Source organism: Leptolyngbya sp. FACHB-36 (genome assembly GCF_014695955.1).
GTDB lineage: Bacteria > Cyanobacteriota > Cyanobacteriia > Leptolyngbyales > Leptolyngbyaceae > FACHB-36.
Genome location: NZ_JACJPG010000579.1, coordinates 1 through 11696, shown reverse-complemented (window position 1 = coordinate 11696; position 11696 = coordinate 1). Strand labels below are relative to the sequence as shown.

Here is an 11696-nt window from a genome sequence, read left to right as displayed (position 1 = left end):
ATTCGTTTCTGTTAGTACCCACACATCTGCATCCAAGCTCTGAATCTGATCGAGGCAGCGCTGATTCTTTGCCCATCCATTTCGCTTCGGTCGCTCAAGATTCCATGTGGCAATGCAGGCTTTTTGCTCAGAATTGCTCATCACTACTCATAAGAAAAGGTGGGTTTCCCCACCTTACATGAATCGTTTCAAGCTTGTTTAGAGCTTCACTTCAATATCGACGCCTGCGGGAAGATCCAATTTCATCAAAGCGTCGATCGTCTTTGAGGACGGCTGGTAAATGTCAATAATGCGGTGGTGCGTCCGGGTTTCAAAATGCTCCCGTGAGTCTTTGTCCACGTGAGGAGAGCGGAGCACACAATAGATGCGGCGCTTGGTGGGCAAAGGAATGGGACCGATCGCCGTAGCATTGGTGCGATTTGCGGTGTCCACGATCTTTTCGCAAGAAGTGTCAAGCAAGCGGCGATCAAATGCCTTGAGTCGAATTCGGATTTTTTGCTGCTGAATCGTTGCCATTGAATTTCAGTTGTCTAGGTTCAGAAGGACATCAGACAAGGAAGCTATCAGTCGCTTGCTTACTACAATCAAGCGACTGATAGCTTCAGTTAGTCAAGCAGTTCAACTACTTGAGAATCTTGGAAACCACGCCCGCACCTACAGTGCGACCACCCTCACGGATGGCAAAGCGCATTCCCTGCTCGATCGCGATCGGGTTGATCAGTTCCACAGTCATCTTGATGCGATCGCCCGGCATCACCATTTCAGCTTCACCGCCGTCATCCGTCGTGAAGTTGCTGATCGTGCCCGTCACATCGGTGGTCCGTACATAAAACTGGGGACGGTAGCCAGGAAAGAACGGGGTGTGACGACCACCTTCTTCTTTCTTAAGGATGTACACCTCAGACTCAAACAGCGTATGAGGCGTGATCGAACCGGGCTTCGCCAGCACCATGCCGCGCTCAATATCCGCTTTTTGGATACCCCGCAGCAGGATTCCAGCGTTATCGCCTGCCATTCCTTCATCAAGGCTCTTCTTGAACATCTCGATTCCGGTAACGGTGCTCTTGCGGGTGTCGCGGATGCCAATAATTTCAATTTCGTCCTGCACCTTGACCTTGCCGCGTTCGATCCGACCCGTCGCTACTGTACCGCGACCCGTGATGGAGAACACGTCTTCAACCGCCATTAGGAAGGGCTTGTCTACTTCACGCTCAGGCGTCGGAATGTAGGCGTCAACCTCATCCATAAGCTGGTAAATAGCATCTACCCAGTCGTTTTCGCCCCGTACCGTTTTGGGATTTCCAGTCATCGCTTCCAGCGCTTGCAGCGCAGAACCCGCAACGATGGGAATATCATCTCCAGGGAAACCATAGGAGCTGAGCAGTTCACGAACTTCCAGTTCCACCAGTTCCAGCAGTTCTGGGTCATCCAGCATGTCCTTCTTGTTCAAGAAGACCACAATGTTGGGAACGCCAACCTGCCGTGCCAGCAGAATGTGTTCACGAGTTTGGGGCATTGGACCATCGGCAGCCGACACCACCAGAATGGCACCGTCCATCTGAGCAGCGCCCGTGATCATGTTCTTCACATAGTCGGCGTGTCCTGGACAGTCTACGTGAGCGTAATGGCGGTTTGCGGTTTCGTACTCAACGTGAGCCGTGTTAATCGTGATACCGCGAGCCTTTTCTTCAGGAGCCGCGTCAATTTCGTCATACTTCTTAGCGGCGGCTTGACCCAACGCGGATAGCGTCATTGTGATAGCAGCCGTAAGAGTCGTTTTGCCGTGGTCAACGTGACCGATCGTGCCAATGTTAGCGTGGGGCTTGTTCCGTTCAAACTTTGCGCGTGCCATGAGTTATCTGTTCCTCTTCCTGATTATGCGTTCCCTTTACTTTTAGCGATGATGGCTTCAGCCTCGTTCCGGGGGACTTCATCGTAGTTGCTAAACTCCATCGTGAAGATGCCCCGACCCTGAGTCTTTGTTCGGATATCAGTAGCATATCCAAACATCTTTGCCAATGGAACCTTCGCCGTCACCTTTGCAATGCCACTTTCGTTGTCCTGACCTTCAATCTGACCTCTGCGAGAGTTCAGATCGCCGATCACGTTGCCGATGAAGTCGTCAGGGACTTCAACTTCAACTTTCATCATCGGTTCCAGCAAAACAGGCGAAGCCTTCATTACAGCCTCTTTAATCGCCATCGAGCCAGCAATCTTGAAAGCCATTTCAGAGGAGTCAACCTCGTGGAACGAGCCATCAACCATCGTAGCTTTCAGGTCAATCACGGGATAGCCTGCTAAAATGCCCGATTCGCAGGCTTCCTTCATGCCTTGCTCAGCAGGACCGATGTATTCCTTCGGCACTGCACCACCAACGATTTTGGAAACGAACTCGAAGCCAGTCCCCGGCTCTCCCGGCGCTACTTCGATCACCACGTGACCATACTGACCCTTACCGCCGCTCTGCCGAACAAACCTGCCTTCAGCACGAACGGGTTTGCGAATCGTTTCGCGGAATGCCACCTGTGGAGCACCCACGTTCGCTTCCACCTTAAATTCTCGCAGCATGCGATCGACGAGGATTTCCAGGTGAAGTTCACCCATACCCGCAATCACAGTCTGATTTGTTTCAGGGTCAACATTGACACGGAAGGTGGGGTCTTCCTCAGACAGCGACTGGAGGGCCTTGGATAGCTTCTCCATGTCCTGCTTCGTCCTAGGTTCAACCGCAACTGAGATGACGGGTTCTGGGATGAATAGCGACTCCAGCACTACAGGAGCCGCGTCATCACAAAGCGTGTCACCTGTGAAGGTGTCTTTTAGGCCTAAAGCCGCGCCCAAGTCACCAGCTCGAAGCTCATCTACCTCAATGCGATCGTCTGCCTTCAACACGATTAGGCGCGAGATGCGCTCCTTCTTGCCTTTCGTCGAGTTTAGCGCGTAGCTTCCTTTCTTCAGCACGCCCGAGTAAACACGAATAAAGGTTAAGCGACCGTAGGGGTCCGCCATGATCTTGAATGCCAAGGCAGAGAATGGTGCATTGTCGTCAGCCGGACGCTCAGCAGTAGTACCGTCTGGTTGAATCCCCTGAATAGCCGCAACTTCACTTGGCGCAGGCAAATAATCAATGACCGCATCCAACAGTAGCTGAACGCCTTTGTTCTTGAACGCCGAACCGCATAGCATTGGTACGATCGTTCCAGCATTCGTACCTTTTCGCAACGCTGTCTTGATTTCTTCTTCAGTGAGTTCTTCACCTTCCAAATACTTTTCAGTCAGAGCATCATCAGTCTCAGCCGCCGCTTCAATTAGCTTCATGCGGTACTCTTCAGCCTGCTCCTTCATGTCATCAGGAATTTCGGCTTCTTGAATGTCCGTACCAATATCGTTGTTGTAGAGATAGGCGCGCATCCGCACTAAATCAACAATGCCCTTCAGGTGGTCTTCGCTGCCGATCGGCAGCTGAATTGGCACCGCATTTGTCCGCAGGCGATCAAGAACCTGACTATACACCTTAAAGAAATTCGCGCCTGTACGGTCCATCTTGTTAACAAAGATGATACGCGGCACCTTGTAGCGGTCTGCCTGCCTCCAAACCGTTTCCGTTTGGGGCTGGACTCCACCCACAGAGCACAGAACCGTAATAACACCATCCAGCACCCGCATGGAGCGCTCGACTTCAATCGTGAAATCAACGTGTCCAGGCGTGTCGATAATGTTAATTTTGTGCTCTGGCTCACCTGCCAATGGCTGAGTCGGATTTTTAGGATCGCGCCGTGTCCAAGCGGTGCTAATTGCAGCCGCTGTGATGGTGATGCCCCGCTCCCGCTCCTGCGCCATCCAGTCGGTTACAGCAGTACCTTCATGGACCTCGCCCATTTTATGAACCACACCCGAGTAGAACAAAATTCGCTCTGTGGTTGTGGTTTTGCCCGCGTCAATGTGGGCTGCAATCCCAATGTTTCGAACCTGTTCAAGCGGGACAGTACGTGGCACAGCTACCTCCTTGGTCTCTGCCGCAGTTGTAACCGAGTTCAACAACGGCTCTGTTAAGATTCTATACTTTTTGAACGAGGACGTGCGTTGTTCTCTCAGCTAGTAGCGGTAGTGAGCAAAGGCTTTGTTTGCTTCTGCCATTCGGTGAGTCTCCTCACGCTTCCGAATTGCGCTACCTGTTTCATTAGCTGCATCCATCAGTTCGTTAGCAAGCTTACTTGCCATCGTTCTACCTGGACGCTGCCGCGAGAATTGGATTAGCCAGCGCAGTGCTAAAGCCGTTCCCCGATCGGCACGAACCTCCATCGGAACCTGATAGGTAGCTCCACCTACCCGGCGAGCTTTCACCTCGACTAAAGGTGTTGCATTCTTGACGGCGCGCTCAAACACTTCAATCGGGTCGGACCCAGTACGCTGAGCGATCGTTTCAAACGCATCGTAGATAATATGTGCAGCAAGAGATTTCTTCCCGCTCCTCATAATTCGCCGCGCCATCATACTAACGAGGCGGGAGTTGTGAACCGGATCAGGCGGAACCGGACGCTTTTGAATAACAGTGCGACGAGACATAAGAAGTAGTCCAAGAGACGTTAAGAAGGGGTAGCAAGCAACATCGTGCGAAACACTGGCGAATCAAGCAAGCGCTAGAAAGCAATAAAACGAACCTGAACGCTCCTAAGCATCCACTGAATAGATACTAGAGGTGCAATTGAGAGGTTGAGTCGGAACTGCTCAATGCAGCAGAGCAGCCTACCAAGGTCGATGCAGATTCACTACTTCGCTTTGGGGCGCTTTGCTCCGTACTTTGATCGACCCTGCTTGCGGTCCTTCACTCCAGCCGTATCTAGCGTGCCACGAATAATATGGTATCGAACTCCTGGTAGGTCTTTAACCCGGCCCCCACGAATCATCACAACCGAGTGCTCCTGCAAATTGTGACCGATTCCGGGAATGTATGCAGTCACCTCAAAACCAGATGTAAGGCGAACCCTCGCAACCTTACGAAGGGCTGAGTTCGGTTTCTTGGGAGTGGTGGTGTAAACCCGTGTGCAGACACCACGGCGCTGGGGGCAACTCTTTAGAGCTGGCGACTTGGTTTTCTTCTGCGTTTTCTGACGTTCGCTGCGAATGAGTTGCTGAATGGTGGGCATGTCGAGCGTGTGCGATCGCTATCCTAAACTTTTCCAAAGGTTGATGTTAGCAATTTTAAGTGCCTTTTGTCAATCAGTGATTTAGTGGAAACCAGCGTTGAGACTGAAGTTGTCTAGAGAGCACTACCAAGATCTGTTTCAGTCAGAGCCATGTGCTGCTGAAAAGGAAATGCCACAGCTACAGCTCTGTGTGGAATTGGGATTCTGGAAGCGGAAACCACCGCCCATTAGATCTTCAGTATAGTCAATCAACAAGCCGTCCAGGTGCGGCAAGCGTCTCACGCTAACCACTACCTGGACGGCATTACAGTCATATATCTGGTCTCCCTCCTGCGCACCCTCTTCAAACTGCATCAGGTAGGACAGTCCCAGGCACCCACGTTCGCAAACATCTAAGCGAAGTAGATTTGCGTTTTTATGCCTTGCTTTCAAGCGCAAAACTTCTTTGACGGCAGGGGAAGTGAGCTGAATCATGACTAGCGCATCTAAAGCTGCTGCTGACCAGCATACGTCAAAGACTACTCACTTGAAGCATTTAAGCACTTGCTTACTTTTGTGTGCGAGCGTAGTCGTCTTGAAAGCGAACGATGTCGTCCTCACCTAGGTACTCCCCATTCTGAACTTCAATCAGAATTAGAGGAATCACTCCTGGATTCTCTAAGCGGTGAGTGGTGCACTGCGGCACATAGGTCGATTGATTGCTGCCAAGGACCGATTCTTTTTCGCCACACTCTACTTTTGCAGTACCAGAAACAACGATCCAGTGTTCGCTGCGGTGATGGTGCATTTGCAGACTTAGCCGATGACCGGGTTTCACCTCGATACGCTTGATTTTGTACCCACGTCCTTCTTCGAGAATGGTAAACGACCCCCAGGGTCGCAGTTCTGTCGCAGCGATCGACTTTTGGCTGCTGGGAAGTAGGGAGGGGGCTTGGTTGGTTTCTTGAGGTTGAGCCACGAGTGTCTCCTAAGGACTGTTTAGTGTCTGAACGTAATTGAATTCGTTGGTGTCTGGAAGTAAGGAACAGTCAGTATTTTTAGACCAGTTCGGCATGAATTAAGCGTCCGGAGCAACCATAGCAAATTCAAAGTTGACGTTTCATACCGAATGAGGCAGTTTACTCAATTCACATCGAGTCTTCACCTAGCGAGCATCGAGTTCAACTGAGCTTTAATTTTGCCCAAGCAGCAATAAACCACGCAGAGTAAATTTACGGATTTTGCTGAAGAAATATGCCAATGCCATTGTGTACGCGAGCCGCTGTACGAGGAAGGCGATCGAGCAGTTGCCCACCTAGATAGAGCGTTGTTGAACTACCACCGTCCAGGTTAAGCGCATTGATTGCACCAAGCTGCTGCATAAGTTGAGCTGTCTCAGTCAAGCTGGCACCTGCCCCTCCAAGGCGGTTGTGAACCGCGACGAGCAGAACCTTACTATCGGAGGTTAGTCCGATCGCGCTGCGACTGGCGAGTTCAGCAGCAAAGGCATTGCTAAATCGTTCAGCTTGAGCATTCAGAACAATCTGACGATTTTGAACTAGCAACGGTCCTGCTGCCACGATCTGGTCATACTGCGCAAACTCTGGCGGGTTGGCGGCAGTTTCGACTTGCAGCGTGGCTCCTACCGTAAAAGCAGACGCGGCGGTTTTGTTGGCGCGGAGCACAAGCAAGTAGCCATCAGAAGGAATCGGAATTGGACTGCTGCCTGCGGTGGCGATCGTCTGTTGGTTCACGACCTGGTTGCGCTGTACGCTTACGACAATTTCGTTATCCGACAGAGTCGTATACGCTGGTCCCCACTCTGCGGTGTAGCGAGCAATGCCAGCTTGGACGTAGGCACTGTTGAGGTAGGTCAGCGGCAGGCGCTGCCCCGTGGATGTGGTTACGGTTTCTTGCAGACTCAGGCGCCCGATCGTAAACGAGCCATTTGAATTCCAGGCGATCGCGCCTCGGTTGAGAATTGGACCCGACAGCCAGCGTCTGTCTCGACGAATGGCACCTAACGGCAGTTGATTATTACGGTTAAAGAAGCCGCCATTAATGGCAGCCGTCGCTTGCGTTTGCTGAGCAGTCTGAAGCAGTGGAGCCGTACCAACGACCGCTTGAGCGTTGGGTAAAATAGGTCGCAGCGTTACTCCCGGCTGGCGCGGGTCAATTTCTAGCCACACAACTGGAAAGCGATCGTTGCCCAGAGCTAGTGTCTGCCTGCGCCAGCGCAGCCCCGGTGCCCACAAAATAGACTGCTCCACTGTGGCATCCGGACGAACGTCAATCACGAGGCGATTTGGATTAGGCAGACTCCAAACGCGGGGACGCAAACCGATGGGAAGTCCTAGCCGAAGACGAGTTTGGCTTTGGGTTGATTCTAGCTGTGCGGGGTAGAGTTGATTGACAGGAGTGAACTTTAGGGACTGTAGCAGAGCTGCATCGGTTTGGGCATCTAGGGTCAGCGCGAATTCTTGGCTTTGCTCCACCTGCCAGGTGGCTGGACGATCGAGTTCAATCACAATGCGGTCGCCCCACGGCTGTTTGCCCTGACGCACCGACAAGACCTTCGCAGGGGTTGAGGTAATTTGAAGCGTCGTTCCCTGTGCCTGCACCTGCCAGCCCGATCGCTGAGCGAGATCGGTGATGTCAAGATAGCGGATCGGAGGCAGTAGCCGCGTCGCCAGGGCGATCGGATCGGTCGCAGGTTGCGAGAACCACTGAATCGGCTGACGGCTGGCATCGTTGGTGCTGAGGAACTCGACTCCGGTGAGCTGGAGCAGGCCTGCATCGCTGATCCCAGTCCGAATCGAGCGTGAGGCAGATTGCCACTGGCTCCACGCTGCCGTGAAGCGGCGACCGTTCAGCACAATTTGATTGCCCTGTTGATTGCCTTGCTGCACTCGTGGAGAAGAGGGCAGTGCTTGAGTGAGCGTAGCGCTGCTGGGTGCTGGCGCTGCTGGGGCGTTAACGGACTCGGCAAGCGTCGGCTGCATCGTCGTGGCGCAAATTGTCAGAGCGATGGGTAATCCGAGCAGCGATCGTGCCCGCAGGCGCAGCGCAAAAACGCGAGACAGGAAGGAGGATTTTAAATTAAGCACGATGTGACTGGAAGCAAAAGCATCTTCAGTTAGACGCCGCCCTTCAGCAAAAGCTCCGGTCGGTGTTGGCAAATGACCATCGTTATTAAGCATGACGTTACGTTCTGTAAGGAAATGATGACTTTAAGCCCAACGTGAGGGGGTAATGACGACGATCGTTCGCCAGGTCGGGGATTGTCAGGCTCAGGGATTTTTTATAATATTCTTACTTCCACCTGATACAAAGACGCTGACAGTTCAGTAATGAAGTGTCGATGTCCCATTGTTGTCCTCCAGCAGTTTGACTCATGGTTCACCCGCGTAATAGCGGGGTGAGTTTTTCTCATTGTGAGTGAGTGACGTTCAATACGATCGGCGGAGCGCCAGTATCAGCGCTCGTACCTGACTTGCAATTGGGATACCCAGGTTTGGAATGTGATACGACCGGATTACCAGAGTCCGAAGACTAACGAAGCGAAATCAAACTGAGTCATTTCATGAGTGGGGCAATTGTGAATCACGACAATTATTTGCATCAGGGACGAGACGTGGGATACGCGGGGCAGCGCTGGCTGGTGGAAGAGCGAGACGCGTGCGGCGTTGGATTTATTGCCGATCAGCGCGGACGCATCAGCCATGAACTGGTTCAGCAGGCGCTGTCGGCGCTAACCTGCTTGGAGCACCGCGGCGGGTGCAGTGCCGATCAGGACTCTGGGGATGGAGCAGGTTTGATGACTGCCGTGCCCTGGGAACTGCTGCACTCATGGTTCACGGCTCAAGGTCATGCAGTATCTGAAACGACCCACATTGGGGTCGGTATGGCGTTTCTGCCTGCGGTCGAGGAAGCCGCTGCGATCGCGCGGCGTGTCACGGAGACGATCGCGGTTGAAGAAGGCTTGACCGTGTTGGGCTGGCGGGCTGTGCCCGTTGAACCGAAGACGCTGGGACAGCAAGCGCGCGAAAATCAACCGCAGATCGAGCAGGTGATTGTGCGATCTGCGCTAGAGGGCGATGAACTGGAGCGGCAGCTTTATTTGACGCGCAAGCGGGTAATGCGAGCGACGGCAGCAGAGGTGCACGGCTCAACGCTGGAATCTGAGTTTCAAGATTTCTATTTCTGCTCATTCTCCAATCGGACGATCGTCTACAAGGGCATGGTGCGATCGGCAGTGCTGGGTGACTTTTACCTGGACTTGCAGCAGCCCGAATACAAAAGCGCCTTTGCGCTATATCACCGTCGTTTCAGCACGAACACGCTGCCTCGCTGGTCCCTTGCACAGCCAATGCGCCTGCTGGGACACAACGGCGAGATCAACACGCTGCTGGGCAACATCAATTGGATGTCGGCACGGGAAGCGGACCTATCACATTCATGCTGGGATGGTTGCGGAGCATCTTCGCAGGAGACTCGCTTCAACGACCTGAAGCCCACCGTTAATGCTGAGAACAGCGACTCTGCCAACCTTGACAACGTGCTAGAGCTTCTGGTGCGCTCTGGTCGTAGCCCGCAAGAGTCGTTGATGATCATGGTGCCGGAGGCGTACCAGAACCAGCCGGATCTGCTGAATTATCCAGAAATTACCGATTTCTACGAATTCTACAGCGGCGTGCAAGAGCCGTGGGATGGTCCAGCCCTGCTGGTTTTCACCGATGGCAAATCCGTCGGGGCAACGCTCGATCGCAACGGGTTGCGTCCTGCTCGCTACAGCATTACTCGCGATGGCTATGTCGTAGTGGCCTCGGAAGCAGGCGTGATCGAGCTACCCGAAGCCGACATCGTTGAGAAAGGACGGCTGGGACCGGGACAAATGATTTTGGTGGATTTAGAGCACCAAGAGATTCTGAAAAACTGGCAGATTAAGCAGCGTATTGCCAATGCCCACCCCTACGGCGAGTGGTTGCAGAGTCGCCAAACGATTAAACCTCACGTCTTTGCGGAAGACGCTCCCCGCATGGAAACGCAAGCGCTTCTCCGCAGCCAAACGGCGTTCGGCTACACGTCAGAAGACGTGGAGATGATCATTCAAGAGATGGCGGCGCAAGCGAAAGAACCGACGTTCTGTATGGGCGACGATACTCCGCTAGCAGTGCTGTCGGCGAAGCCTCACTTGCTGTACGACTACTTTAAGCAGCGGTTCGCCCAGGTGACGAATCCTCCGATCGATCCCCTGCGCGAAAGCCTCGTCATGTCGTTGACGATGCAGTTGGGCGATCGTGGCAACCTGCTGGATGTGAAACCGGATCATGCCCGCTTGCTGAAGTTGGAATCTCCAGTGTTGGGCGACATAGAACTTGACCAGGTGCGCCAATCTGGGTTTGAAACGGCGTCTCTATCAACGCTGTTTGAAATCGCCTCGGGTCCTAGCGGTCTACAGCGGGCAGTGACAGCGCTGTGTCAGCAGGCAGCAGAAGCCGTGCGATCGGGCAAAACGGTTTTGGTTCTCAGCGATCGCCTCGACCACGCAGGCAATCCAACGACACTCACAGTGGAGTACAGCTACATTCCGCCGCTGCTCGCCGTGGGAGCGGTGCACCATCACCTGATTCGTCAGGGACTGCGGATGCGCACCTCGATTGTTGTTGACACGGCTCAGTGCTGGAGCACGCACCACTTCGCTTGCCTGATCGGCTACGGCGCCAGCGCGGTTTGTCCGTATCTGGCGCTGGAAACTGTGCGGCAGTGGTGGGGAGACTCCAGAACGCAAAGCCTGATGGAGCGGGGCAAAATTAAGTCGGTTCCGTTGGCAGCTGCGCAAGCGAACTACCGCAAGGCGATCGAAGACGGCTTGCTAAAGATCCTCTCCAAGATGGGGATTTCCTTGCTGTCCAGCTACCACGGCGCTCAAATCTTTGAGGCGATCGGCATCGGCTCGGATCTGCTGCATTTAGGCTTCTATGGCACAGCCTCTCGACTGGGCGGGCTGAGCGTTGCAGAACTGGCACAAGAAGTGCTGTCATTCCACTGCCGCGCCTTCCCGGAGTTAACGATCAAGAAGCTGGAGAACTTCGGCTTTGTGCAGTACCGTCCAGGCGGCGAGTATCACATGAACAACCCGGAAATGGCGAAGCAATTGCACAAAGCCGTCGCGACCAAGCGCTTCGACCACTACGAACTCTATCAGAACTACCTGGAGCACCGTCCCCTAACGGCTCTGCGCGACCTGTTAGATTTCAAGAGCGATCGCCCCTCGATCTCGATCGATGAAGTGGAACCTGTGGCTGATATTGTGCATCGCTTCTGCACGGGCGGCATGTCGCTTGGTGCACTGTCTCGCGAGGCGCACGAAGTCCTGGCGATCGCTATGAACCGCATCGGTGGCAAATCGAACTCTGGTGAAGGCGGTGAAGATCCAGTCCGCTTCAATGTGCTGAATGATGTGGATGACACGGGGCACTCTTCCCTTCTGCCTCACTTGAACGGACTGCGAAACGGCGATACCGCTAGCTCGGCGATTAAACAGGTTGCATCAGGACGCTTCGGCGT

9 protein-coding genes are annotated in these 11696 nt (G+C 53.5%); 1 reads left to right on the top strand and 8 read right to left on the bottom strand.

Going from position 1 to position 11696, the window contains the following annotated elements:
- Positions 1–198: 198 nt before the first annotated feature.
- The 8 genes from rpsJ to H6F43_RS16845 all read right to left on the bottom strand — a co-directional run bounded on the left by rpsJ (position 199) and on the right by H6F43_RS16845 (position 8326).
- Positions 199–516, bottom strand: a complete 318-nt coding sequence (gene rpsJ / locus H6F43_RS16880) for a 30S ribosomal protein S10 (protein ID WP_190343883.1) — start codon at positions 514–516, stop codon at positions 199–201.
- Positions 517–622: 106 nt separating this feature from the next.
- Positions 623–1852: an elongation factor Tu gene (gene tuf, locus H6F43_RS16875; protein WP_190343882.1), complete on the bottom strand. Its 1230-nt coding sequence runs from the start codon at positions 1850–1852 to the stop codon at positions 623–625.
- Positions 1853–1875: 23 nt separating this feature from the next.
- Entirely contained in the window at positions 1876–3996 is a 2121-nt protein-coding gene (fusA, locus tag H6F43_RS16870) for an elongation factor G (RefSeq protein ID WP_190343881.1), read from the bottom strand.
- Between the two features lie 99 nt (positions 3997–4095).
- A complete protein-coding gene (gene rpsG / locus H6F43_RS16865; RefSeq protein WP_190343880.1) occupies positions 4096–4566 on the bottom strand; it encodes a 30S ribosomal protein S7 in 471 nt (156 codons plus the stop codon).
- A gap of 203 nt (positions 4567–4769) precedes the next feature.
- Positions 4770–5147, bottom strand: coding sequence for a 30S ribosomal protein S12 (rpsL, locus tag H6F43_RS16860; RefSeq protein WP_190343879.1), 378 nt, complete (start codon positions 5145–5147; stop codon positions 4770–4772).
- A gap of 138 nt (positions 5148–5285) precedes the next feature.
- Positions 5286–5621: an iron-sulfur cluster assembly accessory protein gene (locus tag H6F43_RS16855; RefSeq protein ID WP_190343878.1), complete on the bottom strand. Its 336-nt coding sequence runs from the start codon at positions 5619–5621 to the stop codon at positions 5286–5288.
- A gap of 73 nt (positions 5622–5694) precedes the next feature.
- Entirely contained in the window at positions 5695–6105 is a 411-nt protein-coding gene (locus tag H6F43_RS16850; RefSeq protein WP_190343877.1) for a cupin domain-containing protein, read from the bottom strand.
- 253 nt (positions 6106–6358) lie between these two features.
- Positions 6359–8326, bottom strand: a complete 1968-nt coding sequence (locus tag H6F43_RS16845; RefSeq protein ID WP_199290401.1) for a phosphodiester glycosidase family protein — start codon at positions 8324–8326, stop codon at positions 6359–6361.
- A gap of 383 nt (positions 8327–8709) precedes the next feature.
- Between H6F43_RS16845 and H6F43_RS16840 the strand changes: the two genes are divergently transcribed.
- A partial coding sequence (locus H6F43_RS16840) for a glutamate synthase central domain-containing protein (protein ID WP_242025697.1) occupies positions 8710–11696 on the top strand: 2987 nt, incomplete at its 3' end.